Here is a 17,843-nt window from a genome sequence, read left to right as displayed (position 1 = left end):
CGGTCGAATCAACACCTTGCGCGCATCGTGTTGCACGTCCGGGAAAACCATTTGACGCGTCGGGCAAAACAGTGGCAAAATGCGACTATTCCGAAATTGACTGTCACGCGCGCTGCGCGACGGCACAATACTCAACCCACGTGCCATTCCACGGCGCGTCCGACGCGCCTCACCTCAGCGCAATGGTGATCTGGCTGATATTGGCCGCGAGCTCGAGCCCCGCCTTCGGGCCCTGCAGCACCATGGTGACGCCCTTCTCGTTGCGGAGGTGAACGCCGTTGACGCCGCCGACCAGTGCAAAGCCGCCGCCGACGGAGCTGTAGGTGCCGGCGAAATCGCTGACGTCGCTTATATCAGAAGCCCAGCCATCGAGGCGACCGACCGTGACGCCAGCCGTGATGCCGAAGCTCAGGCCGGTGATCTTGAAAGGATAGGTCTTGCCGCGATAGGTCAGCACGCCGCGGCCGGCGCCGCCGCCCACCAGCAAGCCAGCCTTGAGGATCTTGACCCTGACATGGCCGGCCGCCTGGGCGAAGGACGGTTTCGCCGGCGCGGCGAGCCCGAATGCCAGCAGCAGCATGGCCATCAGGCGAAGCAGGTGCGCGCGTCGTTCAGGGTTTTGCGGCATCGACCTTCTTCCAGGTCTCATCGGGATCGAACAACGTGGTGCGCTCGGCGATGAACTCGGTGCGCTTGCCGAGATCCTTCTGATAGACGGTGCCGGCATGGTTGACGAGGAACGTCATCACGCCGGAATTGCCGTATTCGGCGGGCCAGGCGATCAGTCCGAAACCGCCGATCATCTTGCCTTTGACGACATAGTTGAGCGTGCCGCCAGGCGCGTCACGCCCCTGCCCCTTGAGGATGTGGAAGTAGTAGCCGTGATAGGGCGTGGGCCCGACGTCGCTGGCCTCATACCCCTCCCGCGAGGCCTCGGCCGCGAAGGGGCCGAGCGGGCTCGGATCGCTGTCGTCACGCCAGAACAGCCCGTCCTTCTTGCCGGGCGACGAGACGAAGCGCTGGGCGTAGACGCCGACGCCCTCGCCGCGGTCCTTGTCGGCGTATTCGTTCTGCGCATCGACATAGGCCAGCGCAGTCTGGATTGCGTCGAGCTCGTTGCGGCCGATGCGCCGGCGAAGCACCTCGATGCGGCCCTCGTCCGCATCGAACGCCCAGCCGGCCTTGGTGTTCACCAGCGGAATCGGGAATGGGAAATCATCCGGTCCCAGCATCAGGGTCGCGGTCTTGTTGCCCTCTGCCTTGATGCCATGCTTGGTGTCGTACATCGACGAGAAGCGCGCGCGGATGTCCTTGTCGGCGACCTCGTCCCCGGACGAGACGATGTCCTCGGCTGCCCTGCCCAGCACCTTCAGGATGTCTTTCGGGCCAGCCTTGACGGCGGCCGCCAGTGCTGATGCGGCATCCTCCGGGGACTTGTAGGATTCCTGCGCGAGCGACGGCGAGGCGAACAACGCGAGCGCGATCACGCCGGGCAGGATCGCACGATGGAACGATGTCACGCAGTTCATGGCATCACCTCCGTGGGGATTTTCGCGCCGCCGGCGAGCCACTCGCGGTAAGTGCGGAACGTCAGCCCCAGTTTGTCGTAATAGACGCGCAGATAACCGTCGCTGCCGCGGGTCACCGCCTCGGGCATCACCCGCTCCACCTCCTGTGCCATCACGCCGACATAGCTCTTGTCGCTGCCGATATAGCTGAAGCGATAATAACCGAGCCCATTCGAAAGATGCCCAAGCAGGACGATGTCGTGCTTCAGCGCGATATCGGAGCGCCGGCCGCCGCCACCACCACCACCACGGCCGCCTCCGCCTCCGAAGCCACCGCCGCCGCCACGTGCGGCCATTCCGCCGCCGCCGCGCCCGGCCATGCTGGGTCCGCCACCGCCACCACGCGGCATGCTCGCCATGCTCTCGCGTCCGCGCGCTGATGCCGCCGCTGCCGACCGGCCGGAAGAGACGTTCATGGCGCCGCCGCGATTGCCGCCACCGCCACCGGCACGGTTCGCTGCCTTGGCACGGTCGCCGCCGCCCTTGTTGCCAGCCTTGTTGCCGGCCTTGGCGCGGTCGCCGCCGCCCTTGGCGCGATCACCGGTACCCGCACGATCGCCAGCGCCCGCTCGATCGCCGCGATCGCCCGCGCGGTCACCAGCCCGATCTCGGGCCCGATCGCCCGGACCGCCGCGATCACCTGCACGATCTGCACGATCACCAGCACGGTCGCCGGCACGATCTCCTGCACGGTCTCCCGGGCCGCCCTGGCTCGGACGCAGCACCTCTTTGCCGTCACGCCCGCGAAAATCCATGCGGTCCGACGCGCCGGCCCTGACGTTGTTGTTGCCGAAGCGCTGCTGGACGTTGGTGTTGTTGTAACGAACTCCGCCGCGATGGGCCGGATTGTGTTGCCAACCGCCATTGATGTTGGTGGTGCGATGATTGACGTAGACGTTACGGTTGCCCCAGTTGCAGCCGCCGCCCCAATAATTGCCCCAGCGCCCGATCGCCCAGGCGGTGCCGAAGGCGAGCCCGGCTGCGACCACGCCCGCACCGATGTAGGACGGATAGCCCCAATAATACGGCGGATATTCCGCATAGGGCCAAGTGCCATACACCGTCGCCGGATCGTAGTATGGCACGTACATCTCCGCGGGATTGGCCTGCTGGATCACGACGACCTGCTTACCCTCCTGGGACTGGACACTGACCTTCTGTTGTTTGGTGGTGACCAGCTTCTTGTTGTCGTAGGCTTTGTTGCGCAAGCGCTGGATTGCATCCATCACGTCGGGCTGCTGGGCGAGAAAGGCATCGCCGAGCTTCTGGGTCCATTCGAGCTTGTCGCTCATCATGGCGAGCACATCCGCCGTGCTGGCAAGCGCCTTGACGCTGTCGTCCCAGCTCTGCTTTTCGACTCCTGCCCTCAGCGCATCGCCCTTCAAGCTCTTGTTGTCTTTCAGCCAACGATCGGCCTGCACCACTTCGAGTGGATAGGTCGAGGCCGCCAGCACGTTGGCCAGCAGCTCGTCGGGATAGAGCGCGATCGGCGCCACCAGCGCCTCGAGCTGCTCTGGCTTCAGCAGCTCGGCTGCCGGTGCTGCAGGAGCGGACGGCTGGGCCTGGGTGCTGGGCGCGGCCGGCGCACTCGGTGCCGCCGGGGTAGTGGCCTGAGCCATTGCAGCGACGGGGACCGCCATCACCAGCGCAAGCGCCATCAGGATCTTGCCGCAGCGAAACATCACGACCTCCACAAAGCTTTCCGTCCGCGACCATCAGGCCGGGGCACGGTCGTTTGTTGATCGAGATCAACGAAACGGAGCCTCCGCGCTGTTGCGACGCGGCGATCAACCGAGGAGCGGCAGCCGGATGGTGAACCGTGCCCCACCCGCCTGCTGGTTGGTCGCGTTGATCGTGCCGTGGTGGGCCTCGACGATGGTCCTTGCGATCGCAAGTCCCATGCCCATGCCTTGAGGCTTGGTGGAAAAGAAGGGATCGAACACATGGGCGAGATCGGACGCCGCCACACCCGGTCCGGTATCGACGACATTGACCTCAGACTCTTTGCCGGCGCGCACGGTCCAGACGCTGACCTCGCGCTTGCCGGCGTTCGCATCGGTGATCGCGTCCATCGCATTGATGATCAAGTTGAGAACGACCTGCTGAAGCTGGATGGGATCACCTTTGACGCGCAGATCGGCCAACACCGGGGTATAGATCAGCGTGATCCGACGTCCCTCGGCGACGGCCCTGGCGAGGCCGACCGCTTCCCGGACCGTCTCGTTGAGTTCGATATTCTTGATCTCGAACGGCGTCTTCTTCAGGACGCTGCGCAGCCGGCGGATGACCTCGCTCGCCCGCTGATCGTCCCGCCTGATATCGGCGAGGATCAGCCGGATCTCGTTGATGTCGGGTGAATTTCCCTGCAGCATGAGCTCGGCTGTCTCGGCGTTGGTCAGGATCGAGCCCAGCGGCTGATTGAGCTCATGCGCGATCGAGGTCGTCAACTCTCCGACGGACGAATAGCGGTTGGCGTGGGCAAGCTCGGCGAGGCGTCGTCGCGACTCGATCTCCGCGACCCGGCGGCCGTTGCGCTCATGTAACAATCCGCTGATCAGGCCGGCCTGCACCAAGATGATCGCAGCAATCAGCAGCATCTGCCCGCGATAGCGCTCCCAGATGGTCGGCTCGCGAAACAGGATTTCACTGTTGGGAGGCAGGCTAGTTTCGCTGATGCCCCAGCGCTGCAATTCGCGCCAGTCGTATTTCGGCCGCCCGAATTCGATCGGCTCGTACTTGATGGCGGACGGTTTCTCGCCTCCGAGAATTCGCATCACGGCATCGACCGTCTTGCGGCTCGTCTCCGCCGTGAGCTGCATCGGGCCGCCAACGGTGCCGCCGCCGAAAAAAGGGTCCTGGTAGGAGAAAATAGGCGCGTTGGCGACCGCGCGCAGGCTTCGCAAGGCGAGGTCACCCTCGTACATGACGCCAGCGGCATCGACCGACATCAGCCCCCAGAACAGCACAGTGTGGGGCGGAAGCTTGGCCGCGCGTTCGAGAATCTCCTGGAACGACAGGTCAGAAAGCCAAACGAGCTCGAGACGATTTCCGAGCGGAATCAAATCCCGCTTCAATGCGTCGATCCAGAATTTCTCGAGCGGCGATGCTCCTATCACAATGGCGACGGCTTTGGTGTCCGGCAGGACGCGCAGGATATTGTCAAACACCGCCATGAAATCGAGGCGGGCCGACACAACGACGTCGTTGTCGGTGAGATCGGAGCGATCCACCAGCCGCTCCTCGACCACGGTCAGCACCATCGGTGTATCGGGAAAAAGCTTGGCGCGATAGCGCTGCGCGAAGCGCGCCGCCGGAGCACCGATGCTGATCACGATGTCGGGCGGTGCGCCTTGATAGAGCGAGGCGAGATATTCGACGAAGGGCGCTTCCGGGCCGGGATTGTTGAATCGCGCACTGAGCAGCGTGTGTTCCTGGATGTCGAGCGGCCAGGACGATCGCTGCTCGAGCCCGGCCTTGATGCTCCGCGCATACTCGCTCCAGGGGCGGAATTCGCGGCCGAAAGAATGCAATATGAGCACACGCTTGGGCTCACCGCGCGCGCTGCGCTGGGCGGCATCGGCGCTGCCGGAGAGAACGCAGGCCGTCAGCAACAGGCCGAGCCCGAGCCACGCAACCCAAACAGCACCCGGCTTGACCGACACCCCGGATCTGCGCCCGCTCATCTCGCCTCCGCCGGCGGCCTTTTCCAGCAGCTTCCGGCCACAATTCTAGCGAAAATTGCGGCGCTCCAACAGGCCGTAGAGCGGGCATCCGCGCATTCAATGACCGCTCAAGACCAGAGTCTTGATGGGCATCAGCAAGGCCTGGATTCGCAGCAGCATCGCATGCACGAGGCCGACACCATCGACGACGTGGAGCGCGAAGGCCCGGCTGGTGCTGGTATGCTCGGCAGAAATCTCCTCATGATTGCTCGTATAGGCGTTGACGACGCAACTGCTCCCCGGTGTGACACCGTCGAGCCCATCCTTGTAGAGCGGCTCGAGAAACACGAGGATCGTGCCCGGCTGTTGAGCGTTCTGAACCTCGAGCAATTGCTGTCCCGCCTGGAACTGTCCCGCGGCGATGTAATCCTGCACCGTCGTGATCACCATGGGGATGATGACCCAGGGTTTGGAGATGCAGGCAGCTTCCGCCACCATGCCTTGCTTCAACACACCCGCCTCGATCTGCCCATAACCGGCTTGCAGCATCTTTCGGCCCGCTTCCTCCGGAATGAGAACCCCTGCCGGACGCATCAACTGGTTGACGACGTCGCCGGGACGGATGAGAAACTGCTCGACCCGGCCATCGACACCGGCTCGGACAATGGTCTTGTCGAGATCGACTTGGGCCTGATCGAGCGCCGCTGCGGCGCTCGCCTTCTGCGCCGGCAGCAAAGTCGAGACCTGCAGGCTTGCCGACTCTTTCGCGGCCGTCGCGGCGTCAACGCCGGATTGCCGCTGATCGACCAGCACCTGCAGCTTCTCGATGTCGCGTTGCGGGACAATGCCGGGATTGCGGCGCTGTAGCTCGCTCTTGACGTCGAGCTCGTCCTTGGCCTGCTGAAGATTGGCTTTCGCCTCGCCAATTTGCGCTTCCGCCTTGGACACGTCGGCCTGCGCCGTCAGCATCGCGGCGTCGACCTCGGCAACCTTCCGCTTGGCGGTTTCGAATGCGGCGTGCTGCTTGGAGCTATCCAGCGTGAACAGGACGTCGCCCTTCTTCACCGCCTGGCTGAAGCCGACCTTCACTTCGGCAACCCGGCCCGATCCCTCCGGCACGATCGGCACGGTGCGAAAGTAGAGCGTCGCCGACTCCGTCGCCGGGTGGAAGTAGAAGATCATGGTGATCAGCGAAATCGTCAGCATCAGGCAGCCGGTGATGCCCCAGCGCAGCTCGTACCAGACCGAGAAGAAGGTGATCTCCTTGCCGAAGCGCTTGCCCTGGCCGTAGCGGCGATAGAGGTAATCGGGAACGATCGTGAGCAGCGAGCAGAACATCAGCTCAAACATGGCTGTGCTCCTTTTCCTTCGCGGGGCCCGGCTTGTCGGTTGAAGGCGGCGTCTCGGCAGCCGAGGGCGCCGAGCCAGCATCCGTGCTCATCGCGGCGCCTTCCGGCGTCGCGTCGGCAATCTTCTCGACGGAATCGGCGATGCTGCGCAGCGGCGTGCCGAAATCGGGTATGTCTATCAGCGCGATCAAGAGGCCCGCAATCCAGAAGATGTGCATATGCGTGAACAGCGAGATCAGGCCGAGCACGGCCACGAACTCGAATTGGAGCTTCTGCGACTTGTGCGCCATCCGCTCCGGCAGACTGTGCAGCTTCCAATAGAGCGTGCCGACCCACAGCACGGTGCCGATCAGGAAGACCCCCATGATCACCATCAAGGTGTCGGTCCCGCTCCCTGGCGCGAGATAGAACGGCAGATGGTGCGGAGCCATTGGATTGAGCTGATCGTTCAATTGCCTCTCCCGGTCAAACGCCTTGGGCGGCACTGTGTTCGGCAAGCCCCCCGGATTGCTTGATTTGAATCAAGGGAACGCGGCCGTGCCGGACCTAGCGTCCATGAACGCCGTTCGAACAATCACAGGGAGCCGAAGCCATGCCCGGGCTTGACGAACTCATTCCCAGTGCCACGCAGATCCGCAAAGAGGCGGCACTGAAGGAGGCCGAGAAGGCGGAAGAGTATGTCCGTCTCGCCGCGGCCGCCGAAGCCGAGAAGCACGCGCTGATCGAGCGCCTGAGCAAGCCCTCCGGCAAGAGCGAGGAGGAGAAGATCAAGCTCGCGGCGACCATCATCCAGCGCGCGGTGCGAAACGGCCTCACCGAGGTGATGGTCTATCGCTTCCCCAACTCGCTCTGCACCGACAAGGGACGCGCCATCAACCAGATGGAAAAGGGCTGGGAAAACACGCTGACCGGGATCCCCAAGGAGATCTTCCAGCTCTGGGCCGACTATCTTCAGCCGCGCGGTTATCGCATTGCCTATCAGGTCATCGAATTTCCGGGCGGCATGCCGGGCGATATCGGCGTGACCATTTCATGGGACAAGTGATTTCGAGACGAGCGACGAGCGCAACGGCGAAGGGACAAGCATGGCGAAGGACAAGTCCGCGGAGAAAATGAAGCGCAAAGTCTACGAGAAGGAGCTCGAAAAGCTCCAGGTCGAGCTGTGTCACCTTCAGGAGTGGGTCAAAGCGCAGAGACTCAAGGTGATCATCCTCTTCGAGGGCCGCGACGCTGCCGGCAAGGGCGGCACCATCAAGGCCTTGACCGAAAAGGTGAGCCCGCGCGTCTTCCGTGTCTGTGCCCTGCCCGCACCTTCCGACCGGCAGAAATCCCAACTCTTCCTGCAACGCTATATCGAACAGTATCCCGCCGGCGGCGAGATCGTGATCTTCGACCGCAGCTGGTACAACCGCGCCGGCGTCGAATATGTCATGGGCTTCTGTTCGCCGGCCGACCACAAGCGCTTCCTGGAATTGTGCCCGCTGGTCGAGAAATTCGCCGTGGATGCCGGCATCATCCTGATCAAGCTGTGGCTCGAGGTCGGGATGGAGGAGCAGGAACTCCGCTTCAAGGCGCGGATCGAGGATCCGCTGCGGCAATGGAAGTTGAGCCCGATGGACACCGAGTCATTCGGCCGCTGGTACGACTATTCCCGTGCGCGGGACATGATGTTCGAGGCGACCGACACCAAGCATGCGCCATGGCGGCTGATCCGCTCCGACGACAAGCGGCGTGCGCGGCTCAACGTCATCTCGCATATCCTGCAGACGATCCCCTACAAGAAGGTCAAGCGCGAGAAGGTCAAGCTGCCGCCTCGCTCCCACAAGGGACGCTACAACGACCAGGCCAGCCTGCGCGGGCGGAAGTTCGTCGAAGAGCGATATTGACGCGCACGATCGCCATATGAAAAAGGGCTGCGGTGACGCAGCCCGTTTTGTTTGGTGCAAGCCTCGCTCCCGCTATTTGAGCCGGATCGTGACGCCGCCGACGGCGGCCGAAAGCTCCGCGCCGACCTTCGGTCCGCTGAGCTGTAGGATCACGCCATTGCCGTTCTGCAGCTGCACGGCGCCGGCACCGGCTGCAACGGCGCCGCCTGCGCCGCCCGCGGCATAGGAGCCTTCGATCGACTGCGGTCCCTTCAGATTGAGCGCGCGTCCGACCAGCTTCGTGGTCGAGGCGCCGACGGTAAAGCCGACGCTCATCCCTGACACCGTGAAGGGATATTTGTGGCCCCTGTAGAGCAGCACGCCCTCCCCGCCGCCGACGCCGACGATGAAGCCGCCCTTGGTGAAGACGACGGCGACCTGGCCGGTGTCGGCACGCGAGGGCGTGCTGAATCCGGCAAGGATCGCAAGCGAAGCGGCCAGCGCAGCTCCGACGGTCAATTTTTTCATGGCAAAGTTCCCCTTTGTTTTACTGCGCCAGCAGCATTGCGAAATAGCCGAAGATGGTCAGCAGGATGCCCGAGACGGCATAGCCGACCGGGAATCCGATCCAGGGCACGGAGCTCTGAATTTCGACCGCGGCCTCCCGGCACGGACCGGAATGCGACCGCGCGCCGGCAACGCCGCCCATCAGCACCGCCGGGTTGATCTTGAAGACGTGGAAGCCGATCGCCCAGACGATGAACGGCGGGATCGTGCAGGCAATGAACCCGACGATGAAGATCTTGAGGGCAATCGCACCCGTCAGCTGCGACAGCAGCCCGGCGCCGGCATTGACGCCGACGATGGCAACGAACACGACGAGGCCGAGATCTTCGAGCACGTTGCGAGCCGCGTTCGGCGTATTGCCGAAGAACCGGAGCCGCGACACGATCGAGGACACGATCACACCCGACAGCAGGAGGCCGCCGGCATTGCCGAGGCCAACCCTGGCGCCGAACGCTGGGAAGTCCACCATGCCGATCAGGAAGCCGAGGATCATGCCGGTCGCCAGCGTCAGCAGGTCGGTCGACGTGTTGGTGCGCGCAATGCGGCCCCACATGTCGCCGAGCTCGTTGACCGCAGACTTGAGGCCGACGACCGAGACGATGTCCATCCGCTCCAGCTTGGTCTTGAGACCGGCCGGGATCTGCACGCCCCCGCGCTCGACCTTGGTAACCTGCAACTGGCCGGCAATCGCCGTATCGCGGAAGGATTCGAACGTCCGTCCCACCATGTCCTTGTTGGTGATGAGGATGTCCGCCTGGTCCATGGGAACGCCGAGTGTTTTGGCATCCGCGACCTCGGGACCGATCAGGCCCATCTTGTCGGTGAGATGCTCGGTCGAGCCGCCCAAGGCGACGATATCGCCCTTTTGCAGCACGAGATCGGCATCGGCGCCTTGCGGCTCGCCGTTCCGTCCGACGTTGACGATCCGGTATTCCGGATTCATCGCGCGGAACTTGGCGATGCTGATGCCCGCCGTGGCCGGGTTCTCCAGTCTGTACGCGCGCAGGCCGAACTGGCGATAGCCGGTGAGGCCGCCGCCTTCGAGATCCTTGACCCCGAATTCCTGCTCATATTGCTTCGCGGCGGCCCGGGCGTCGACGCCCCACCAGCGCGGCAGATATTTGCAGATCAGGATGATGCCGACGGTGCCCCAGATGTAGGTGATACCGTAGGACAGCGCGATCATGCCGGAAGCCTGCTCGGGCTTCATGCCTTCGGGCAATTTGACGACGCCCGAGGTGATTGCCTGCTCAGCCGAGCCGATCGCCGCGGACATCGTCTGCGAGCCCGCCAGCATGCCGCCCGCGGCACCAACAGGAAGATCGAAGATCTTGGCACCAAGAACGACCAGCGCGAGGCCGAGCACGCTCGACACCAGCGCCAATATGCAGAACTTCAGCCCGTCACCTTTCAGGCTGTTGATGAAGGACGGCCCGACACGCAGGCCCACCCCGTACATGAAGAGATAGTAGAACAGACTCTTGGCAAAATTATTCAGCTCGAGCTTGACGCCGTAGGTCGACGACCACACCGACAGGCCGGCGCCCACCACAATGGCGCCGGCGACCATGCCGAGGCCGTAACCCTTGATGCTGGCCCGGCCAATATAGACGGCGAGGCCGACGACGAAGAACAGCAGCAGATACGGGTTCTGCTGAAGGAACGTGAAAAATCCCTGCATGTCGGTCCCCTCCGATACCTATGACGCGGCCTTGAGCTTCGGCTGCGTGCCGGGCTTGGGCCGGCCGAGCTTCGCCAGAGCCTCCGTGCGCACGAGCTTGAGCCCCTCCTTGGCGTCGTAGCCATGGATCTCCTTCACATCGAGCTTGCGCATGAAGTCGATGGTCTCCTGGGTGATCACCTGGCCCGGCACCATGATCGGGAAGCCCGGCGGATAAGGGATCACGAAATTCGCCGAGACCAGCTCGGGGCCGGCCTTCAGCCGACGGTCGATCTCGGGATCGTTGAGGCGGATATGCTCGCAGCCGGCGACGTCATAGGCGGCATAGAAGCCGCTGCGGATGTCGCCCTCGTTGGTCCTGGTGCCGGAATCACCGCGGAAGCTCGGATGGAAGTGCGAGAAGTTCGGCAAGTCGGGCACGTCCTTCATCAGGCTCTTGACGCGCGCCTCGAACGTCTTGCGCGCATTTTCGCCGCCTTGCACCAGCCCCCGATCGACCTCGCCTGCGATCTCGGCGAGGACGCGAATGAGATGCGCGACGTCGCTGCGGGTGTTGTTGATGTTGGACTGGACCAGGACCGAGTTGCGCGAGGTCTTGTTGACCTGGATATTGTAGTCGTTGGCGAGAATGCCCTTGAACTGGGTCCCGTCGAAACCGGCCATGCCGCACACCAGCGTCATGCGGGTCGGATCGAGGCAGAACTCGTCCTCGTCGAGGCTCTTCAGTGTCGTCGCCCAGTTCACGCCAGCCGAGAGATAATCCGTGAAGCCGGTCTGGCGATACTGCGCCGGCACCATGCCGTCGGCGCCGAGGATGCGGAAGTATTTCGAGAGCAGCGGATTGTTGTTCACCGCCTGCCGGATCGCGAACGCGATCTCGATCGCATTGGCGACGAGGCCATAGCCCTCCAGCTCCATCTGCCGCCGCGAGATGTCGAGGCTGGCGATGAGCTGCTGGTTCGGGCTGGTGGAGGCATGCGTGAACACGGCCTCCTTGAATTGCTGCTCGACCGTGTGGAATTCGACGTCCTTGACCGACAGCATCGAACCCTGCCGGATCGCCGACATCGACTTATGGGTCGAGTTGGTCTGGTACACCCGCAAGCGGATCTTCCTGGGATCGGGAACGAGCCTCGTGTTGAGCAGCACCTCGTCCGTCGGGGTCTTGCCGAGCTGAGCCTGTTGCTTCTCATAGGCATCGACCGATTTGGGATCACGCATCCACGCCTCGATGTCGTTGGCGGCGCCGAGGCCGGTGCGGCGGCGCAGGAACGGCGAGAAGCGCGCGAAGCCGAACCAGGCCTCGTCCCACAGGAAGATCAGATCCGGCTTGATGGCGAGGCATTCCTCCATCACCCGGCGGGTGTTGTAGATGTGGCCGTCGAAGGTGCAGTTGGTCAGGTCCAGCATCTTGACGCGATCGAGCCGGCCCTCGGCCCTGGCGTTGAGCAGGGCCTGCTTGATCGTCTTGAGCGGCACTGCGCCATACATCGAATATTCCGTCATCGGGAACGCTTCGACATAGAGCGGCTGCGCGCCGGCGAGCACCATGCCGTAATGGTGCGACTTGTGGCAGTTGCGATCGACGATCGCGATGTCGCCCGGCGCGAGCAGCGCCTGCACCGCCATCTTGTTCGAGGTCGAGGTGCCGTTGGTGACGAAGAAGACGCGGTCGGCGCCAAGCGCCCTCGCCGCCTTCTCCTGGGCCTTCTTGATGTTGCCGGTCGGCTCCAGCATGCTGTCGAGACCGCCGGTGGTCGCGCTGCTCTCGGCCAGGAACAGGTTCGGGCCATAGAACTCGCCCATGTCGCGGATCCAGTCGGATTTGAAGATCGACTTGCCGCGGGCGATCGGCAGCGCGTGGAAAGTGCCTATGGGGCGCTGGGCGTATTTCTTGAGATTGTCGAAGAACGGCGTGTCGTAGCGGTCCTGGATGCCTTCGAGGATCGACAGATGCAGTTCCAACAGCTCTTCCACCGAATAGAAAATGCGGCGAACCACGTTGGCCTCGGGATTGCCGGCGAGTTCCTCGACGTCGCGGTTCGAGATCATGTAGAGATCGAGCTCCGGCCTGACGCGCTTGATGATCTGGGCGAGACGCAGCGCGGAGGCATCGGATTCGTCCTTGAGACCGGCCGTCGCCGTGAGCGAACGGAGCACCGGCGCATCGTGCCGGGAACGAAGGCCAAAGCCCTCGTTGATGATGACGGCCCCCAGATTCGGATTGAGCATGGTCGCGCAGAAGGCGTCTTCGAGACTGCCGACGATGACCGGCTCGTAAATGAAGCCGTCTTCTGGACGGCGCAGCTTGCGCCATTCGGCCGCGAGAGCCGGCCATTGGCTGGATGACACGCCGGTGACGATCAAGGTCTCGAAATAGGGTCGGCGCGCCTTATGCCCGGCGAAGGTGGGCGACGCCAGTTCGGGCGCATCGCCATTGCCATCATCCTTCGCATTCCAATCGCCGGCATGCTGGCGGAAGGATCGCGTGGCCAACGCCTGGGTGATCCGGGTCGCAAGCGAGCGCGAGGCGGCCGCATCGCCTGACGAGGCTGCCTCGCGCAGGGCCGCCATCAATTGCAGGCCGGGATAGCCGTGGAATTCTTCCGTCACCGACAGATTGGCCAGCGCCTCGTCATAAGGTGCGCGATCGCCGCCGCGCGCCCAGACTTTGGCAGCCTCGACCAGATCGCGCCAATCGTCCGCGCGCGCGCCGGGACCGGAGAAGAACTGATCGATGCGCTTCTGCGCGGCCTTGGTGTCCTTGGACATATATCTCTCCCGATCCTTACAAGCGAAAAATGATGCGGGATCGTGCTTTGGGCGCCGGTCGCTCCATTGATCCAAGTCAACGGTCGCGTTCATTCTCGGCAGGCCGCGTGCGGTGCCATTCGCAACGCAACAAGCTCGTCACGCCGTTCGCTGGGCCGCCGGACCGCCGGTGTTTTCGCCGAGCACGCTGTCGAGCGAGCGCAGCCACTGACCGCTGTCGGTCTTCTCCCCGAGCCCTTCGGCGCGCAGCAGGTCGCGAAGCTGCGCGTGCGCGCCGACGATGCAGAGGGTCACCCGGCGCGACGCAAGCTCGTCATGGAGATCGTGCAGCATGCGCGCGCCCGCCAGATCGATCGTGGGCGACGCGGAAAGGTCGCAGGCGACCAGATGGACGCCCGGCGAACTACGCAGCGCGGTCAGCACCGTATCCAGAATCGTCTCGGCATTGATGTAGAGCAGCGAAGCTTCGGGACGAAACGCGATGATGCCGACGAGCGGCTCGACGTCCCGATGTCGCGCGCTGTCCGAATAGCGGCCGCTGCCCGGCAAGCGGCCGAGAAAGGCAACGTTGGGCCGCGAGGCGCGCGCCAGCAGCAGGATGATCGACGCGATCGAGGCCAGCAAGACGCCCTGGAGGATGCCGAGCAACAGCACCGAGATCAGTGCGATCGACGCAGCGTAGAAGTCGATCCGGCTCACCTGCCACATCCGCACCAGCGCTCGGATATCGACCAGCTTGTAGACCGCGGCAAAGACGATGGCCGCGAGTACCGCCTTCGGCAGGTTGGTCAGCAGCCCCGTGAAGAACAGAAGACAGAGCCCGAGCGTGACCGAACAGATCACGAGCGCAAGAGGTGTTCGCGCACCCGCGCTGTCATTGACCGCCGATTGCGACAGGCCGCCGGCGACGGGATAGCCATGACCGAAGGCGGCGGCGAGGTTCGCGGCGCCCAGCCCCAAAAACTCCTGGCGGACGTCGAGCGGATAGCCGTGCTTGGCGGCAAAGCTCCGGGCCGCCGAAACGCCTTCGATGTACGCCAGCAGCACGCAGCCGGCGGCGAGCGGAAACAAATCGTCGAATTCAAGCAGGCCGAAGGTCGGCATGCCCAGCGCCGGTAGGCCCTCCGGGATCTTCCCGGTCACGGGCACACCGCGGCCGGGAAAGCCTGATAGCGTCGCCACCACGATCGCGAGAGCCACGATGGTGATACCGACCGGCTTGCCAGGCAAGAGCCGTTCGCCGAGCAGAAGCAGCAGGAGCGCGACAGCACCGATCGCCAGCACCAGGGGATCGAGATGACCGAGCTGCCCGGCCAGCTTGAAGGCACGGTCAAAGAAATTGTGCCCGCCGCCGGCGACACCGAAAAGGCTCGGCAACTGGCTCATGATGATGGTGAGCCCCGCACCGGCCTTGAATCCGACCAGAATGCTGTCGCTGACCAGCCGAACCAGCACGCTGAGCTTGAACAGCCAGGCCGTGAAGCAGAGCACCGCAACGCCGAACGCCGCGAGACTTGCAATCTGGGCATACTTCACGGCGTCGCCGCCGGCGAGCGCGCCGACGGTCGCTGCGATCATCAGCGAGATCGCCGACGTCGGGCCGATCGCCAACTGCCGCGAATCCCCAAGCAGGGCATAACCAATGCCGCCGAGCATGTAGCCGTAGACACCGATCTGCGGCTGCAGGCCGGCAAGTGCCGCGTAGGCCAGCGAGACCGGAATGGCGTAAGCGGCGAGTGTGACGCCGGCGACGGCATCGGCTGGAAGCCATTCGCGACGATAGGCGGCAAGCCAGTCGGCCGGTGGAAAGAACCGCGTCCATTTCGGTTCGGATGGCGTAATCATGTGATCACCTCGCGCGGTGTCGCCTCGCAGCGCAGCAGGACAATCAGCAGCGCAACGACGGGACCGCCGAGCGCGAGGTTGGGAATGGTCTCGGTGGCGAAAGCACCAATGGCCGCGCCACAGCCGAACACCGCGCACAGGGCGAAGAAGATGGCCGATCTGCGCAGCGTCCCCAGCGGCGCGCCTCCGTAGACGACCGCGAAGATGTTCTCGATGGTCTGACGCATGTTACCGGTGATCATCACCGTGCTGCAGGCCGCGCCCTCGACCTTGATGAATATTGCCGACTGCATCGCCGCGACCATGGAAATGCCGAGCGTTCCTGCCATATCCGGCACCCGATTGTGCAAGATGCCGACCACGATCAAGAAGATGATCTCGACCAGGACACTGAGCGCACTGGCGCGCTCCCCGACCACGCGGCGCAGCCAGGCGGCGAGGACGATGCCGACGGCGAAGGCCAGGATCGGCGGCACGAAATGCAGTGCCTTGGTCCAATCGCCGGTCATGGCGTAGACCCAGAGAAAGATCACATTCGCGGTTTGGGCATTCGCCATGACGCCGTGAATGATCCATGTGTAGGCATCGATGAAGCCGCCGACAAAGGCCAGCAGCAGGACAATCTCGACCGTTTCATCGCGGCGGATCGCGCCGGCGGCAACGTCCAGGGTGCTCATGTCGACAATACGGGGCTTAAATCCTTCATGGGCTCATAGGCCTCGCCGGCTCCACGCCGGGGCTTGATCTGGATCAAGCAATCTCCTCCCCCAGCAAATCAAATCGCGGGAAACGCGCCGGGGAACGTCGACCATGGAAACCGTCAGGTGGATCATCGCCACCGCACCGGAAATCTTCCTGCTGCTGGCGATTGCGATCGGTACCGTTCTCGGCCGCATCAAGGTGCGCGGCTTCTCGATCGGCACCACCGCCTGCATCCTGATCGTCGCTGTCTTGATCGGACAGCTCGGTAGCTTCACCTTCCCGCCGATCCTGCGTGCCATCCTGTTCAGCCTGTTCGTCTTCACGATCGGCTATCGCTCCGGCCCGGAGTTCTTCGCCTCCTTGAGCATCCGGACGCTGGCGCAGGTCGTGCTGTCGCTGGTGATCGGTGCAACGGGCCTCGTGCTCGTGCTGATCTTTGCTCGCCTGTTCAAGCTCGATACCGGCACCGCCGCGGGCCTCACCGCCGGTGCGCTGACCCAATCCTCGGTGATCGGCACCGCATCAGGCGCGCTGGCGCAACTCGGCCTCGCGGCCGACACCTTGAAGCAACAGGAAGCCAATATCGCCGCCGGCTATGCCGTTACCTATGTGCTCGGCTACATCTTGACGCTGCTGTTCGTCCCTTTCGTCGCGCCGCGGCTGATGCGGGTCGATCTCAAGGCGGAGGCCAAGAAACTCGAGGCCGAGCTTGCCGGCGGCGTCCCTGCGAAGACCGACAATCTCGCCTACCGCAAGTTCCAGGCACGGGCCTATCGCGTCTCAACCGCCACCGGCCGCACTGTCGAATCCATCGAAGCCGAGATCGGCGGGCGCACCGTCGTCGAGCGGATCGTCCGCCATGGCGCCGACGTCGGGCCGCATCGCGATGTCGTGCTCGAAAATGGTGACGCCATCGTCCTGACCGGTCCGACCGCGGTGATCGTCGCGGCCAAGCCGGTCATCGGCGCCGAAATCGACGCCGACGAATTGTTGCGCAGCCTGCCCGGCAACGTCGTCGAAGTGCTCGTTGAGAACCGCAAGCTGCACGGCCGCTCGATCCGCGAAGTGGCCGAGATCGTCGGCGACAGCGCGCGCGGCGTCTTCCTGCGCGCACTGACCCGGATGGGTCGCGAAGTGCCGCTCGGGCCCGATACGCGCGTCTATATCGGCGACGTCATGACGCTGGTCGGCAGCACCGCCAATATCGCGCGGGCGACGGCGCAGGTTGGTTCTGCCCTGACCACGAGCGATCGCACCGATATTGCGTTTGTCGCCGCCGGCATAGCCGCCGGCCTTCTGGCCGGTCTCGCCAGCTTCAAGGTTGGCAACGTTGCGCTGACGCTGGGCGGCGGAGGCGGCGCGCTGATTGCGGGCCTGGTCTGCGGCTGGCTGCGTTCGCGCAGGCCCACCATGGGCGCCATGCCGCCCGCCGCACAGCAGACCTTGAGCGATATCGGCCTGGGCGGCTTCATTGCGGCGATCGGCCTCGGCAACGGCCTCGCCGCCTGGTCGGCGATCCAGGCCCATGGCGTGTTGCTCGTTGCCATGGGGATGGTTGTCACGCTGGTCCCGCTGACGGTCGGTACGCTGGTCGCCTGTTATGTGCTTCGGATGAACCCGGTCGTGACGTGCGGCGCACTGGCGGGTGCCATGACCGTGGATGCTGCCGTAACCGGCGTCTGCGATGTTGCCGAGAGCAAGACGCCGGTGCTTGGCGTTGCGGTGCCTTATGCGGTCGGCAACGTCGTGTTGACGGTGCTCGGTCCGATCGTCGTCGCCGCCACGTATTCCGGATGAGGGAGGGCATCATGGGTCCCCTGCCTGAAATACGC

14 protein-coding genes are annotated in these 17,843 nt (G+C 64.0%); 3 read left to right on the top strand and 11 right to left on the bottom strand.

What is annotated here, in order from left to right; genetic code table 11:
- Positions 1–169: 169 nt before the first annotated feature.
- The 6 genes from XH91_RS18055 to XH91_RS18030 form a co-directional block, all read right to left on the bottom strand.
- Positions 170–628, bottom strand: a complete 459-nt coding sequence (locus XH91_RS18055; protein WP_128951816.1) for a hypothetical protein — start codon at positions 626–628, stop codon at positions 170–172.
- Positions 612–1,529, bottom strand: coding sequence for a DUF2950 domain-containing protein (locus XH91_RS18050; protein ID WP_128951815.1), 918 nt, complete (start codon positions 1,527–1,529; stop codon positions 612–614). The genes XH91_RS18055 and XH91_RS18050 overlap by 17 nt, the downstream gene beginning before the upstream one ends.
- The gene (locus XH91_RS18045; protein ID WP_128951814.1) at positions 1,526–3,250 is read right to left on the bottom strand and encodes a DUF3300 domain-containing protein; all 1,725 of its coding nucleotides are present in this window, start codon (positions 3,248–3,250) and stop codon (positions 1,526–1,528) included. The genes XH91_RS18050 and XH91_RS18045 overlap by 4 nt, the downstream gene beginning before the upstream one ends.
- A 105-nt stretch (positions 3,251–3,355) precedes the next feature.
- Positions 3,356–5,251, bottom strand: a complete 1,896-nt coding sequence (locus tag XH91_RS18040; RefSeq protein ID WP_128951813.1) for a sensor histidine kinase — start codon at positions 5,249–5,251, stop codon at positions 3,356–3,358.
- A gap of 96 nt (positions 5,252–5,347) precedes the next feature.
- The gene (locus tag XH91_RS18035; RefSeq protein WP_128951812.1) at positions 5,348–6,580 is read right to left on the bottom strand and encodes an HlyD family secretion protein; all 1,233 of its coding nucleotides are present in this window, start codon (positions 6,578–6,580) and stop codon (positions 5,348–5,350) included.
- A complete protein-coding gene (locus tag XH91_RS18030; protein ID WP_164933972.1) occupies positions 6,573–7,010 on the bottom strand; it encodes a hypothetical protein in 438 nt (145 codons plus the stop codon). Before XH91_RS18030 ends, XH91_RS18035 begins: the two co-directional genes overlap by 8 nt.
- Positions 7,011–7,171: 161 nt before the next feature.
- On the opposite strand from XH91_RS18030, the gene XH91_RS18025 reads away from it, so the two are divergent.
- A complete protein-coding gene (locus XH91_RS18025; RefSeq protein WP_128951811.1) occupies positions 7,172–7,624 on the top strand; it encodes a hypothetical protein in 453 nt (150 codons plus the stop codon).
- 40 nt (positions 7,625–7,664) lie between these two features.
- Positions 7,665–8,465, top strand: coding sequence for a polyphosphate kinase 2 (gene ppk2, locus XH91_RS18020; RefSeq protein ID WP_128951810.1), 801 nt, complete (start codon positions 7,665–7,667; stop codon positions 8,463–8,465).
- 72 nt (positions 8,466–8,537) lie between these two features.
- Here ppk2 and XH91_RS18015 read toward each other — a convergent pair whose 3' ends face one another.
- The 5 genes from XH91_RS18015 to XH91_RS17995 form a co-directional block, all read right to left on the bottom strand.
- Positions 8,538–8,972 carry a hypothetical protein gene (locus XH91_RS18015; RefSeq protein WP_128951809.1) on the bottom strand — a complete coding sequence of 145 codons (435 nt, stop codon included), beginning with the start codon at positions 8,970–8,972 and terminating at the stop codon, positions 8,538–8,540.
- 19 nt (positions 8,973–8,991) lie between these two features.
- Positions 8,992–10,692, bottom strand: a complete 1,701-nt coding sequence (locus tag XH91_RS18010) for an aspartate:alanine exchanger family transporter (RefSeq protein WP_128951808.1) — start codon at positions 10,690–10,692, stop codon at positions 8,992–8,994.
- An 18-nt stretch (positions 10,693–10,710) separates the two neighbouring features.
- Positions 10,711–13,464 carry a decarboxylase gene (locus XH91_RS18005; RefSeq protein ID WP_128951807.1) on the bottom strand — a complete coding sequence of 918 codons (2,754 nt, stop codon included), beginning with the start codon at positions 13,462–13,464 and terminating at the stop codon, positions 10,711–10,713.
- A 138-nt stretch (positions 13,465–13,602) separates the two neighbouring features.
- Positions 13,603–15,309, bottom strand: coding sequence for a SulP family inorganic anion transporter (locus XH91_RS18000; protein WP_128951806.1), 1,707 nt, complete (start codon positions 15,307–15,309; stop codon positions 13,603–13,605).
- The gene (locus XH91_RS17995; protein WP_128951805.1) at positions 15,306–15,986 is read right to left on the bottom strand and encodes a YoaK family protein; all 681 of its coding nucleotides are present in this window, start codon (positions 15,984–15,986) and stop codon (positions 15,306–15,308) included. Before XH91_RS17995 ends, XH91_RS18000 begins: the two co-directional genes overlap by 4 nt.
- A gap of 133 nt (positions 15,987–16,119) precedes the next feature.
- On the opposite strand from XH91_RS17995, the gene XH91_RS17990 reads away from it, so the two are divergent.
- A complete protein-coding gene (locus tag XH91_RS17990) occupies positions 16,120–17,808 on the top strand; it encodes an aspartate:alanine exchanger family transporter (RefSeq protein ID WP_128951804.1) in 1,689 nt (562 codons plus the stop codon).
- The last annotated feature ends 35 nt before the right edge of the window (positions 17,809–17,843 follow it).

The organism is Bradyrhizobium guangzhouense, from assembly GCF_004114955.1.
GTDB lineage: Bacteria > Pseudomonadota > Alphaproteobacteria > Rhizobiales > Xanthobacteraceae > Bradyrhizobium > Bradyrhizobium guangzhouense.
Note: the sequence above shows the minus strand (reverse complement) of the source record. Positions and strands in the feature narration are given on the sequence as shown.

Bases quoted from the DNA above. Each gene is read 5' to 3' on its own strand.
- XH91_RS18055 (WP_128951816.1), bottom strand. From the start codon at position 628: ATGCCGCAAAACCCTGAACGACGCGCGCACCTGCTTCGCCTGATGGCC.
- XH91_RS18050 (WP_128951815.1), bottom strand. From the start codon at position 1,529: ATGAACTGCGTGACATCGTTCCATCGTGCGATCCTGCCCGGCGTGATC.
- XH91_RS18045 (WP_128951814.1), bottom strand. From the start codon at position 3,250: ATGTTTCGCTGCGGCAAGATCCTGATGGCGCTTGCGCTGGTGATGGCG.
- XH91_RS18040 (WP_128951813.1), bottom strand. From the start codon at position 5,251: ATGAGCGGGCGCAGATCCGGGGTGTCGGTCAAGCCGGGTGCTGTTTGG.
- XH91_RS18035 (WP_128951812.1), bottom strand. From the start codon at position 6,580: ATGTTTGAGCTGATGTTCTGCTCGCTGCTCACGATCGTTCCCGATTAC.
- XH91_RS18030 (WP_164933972.1), bottom strand. From the start codon at position 7,010: ATGGCTCCGCACCATCTGCCGTTCTATCTCGCGCCAGGGAGCGGGACC.
- XH91_RS18025 (WP_128951811.1), top strand. From the start codon at position 7,172: ATGCCCGGGCTTGACGAACTCATTCCCAGTGCCACGCAGATCCGCAAA.
- ppk2 (WP_128951810.1), top strand. From the start codon at position 7,665: ATGGCGAAGGACAAGTCCGCGGAGAAAATGAAGCGCAAAGTCTACGAG.
- XH91_RS18015 (WP_128951809.1), bottom strand. From the start codon at position 8,972: ATGAAAAAATTGACCGTCGGAGCTGCGCTGGCCGCTTCGCTTGCGATC.
- XH91_RS18010 (WP_128951808.1), bottom strand. From the start codon at position 10,692: ATGCAGGGATTTTTCACGTTCCTTCAGCAGAACCCGTATCTGCTGCTG.
- XH91_RS18005 (WP_128951807.1), bottom strand. From the start codon at position 13,464: ATGTCCAAGGACACCAAGGCCGCGCAGAAGCGCATCGATCAGTTCTTC.
- XH91_RS18000 (WP_128951806.1), bottom strand. From the start codon at position 15,309: ATGATTACGCCATCCGAACCGAAATGGACGCGGTTCTTTCCACCGGCC.
- XH91_RS17995 (WP_128951805.1), bottom strand. From the start codon at position 15,986: ATGAGCACCCTGGACGTTGCCGCCGGCGCGATCCGCCGCGATGAAACG.
- XH91_RS17990 (WP_128951804.1), top strand. From the start codon at position 16,120: ATGGAAACCGTCAGGTGGATCATCGCCACCGCACCGGAAATCTTCCTG.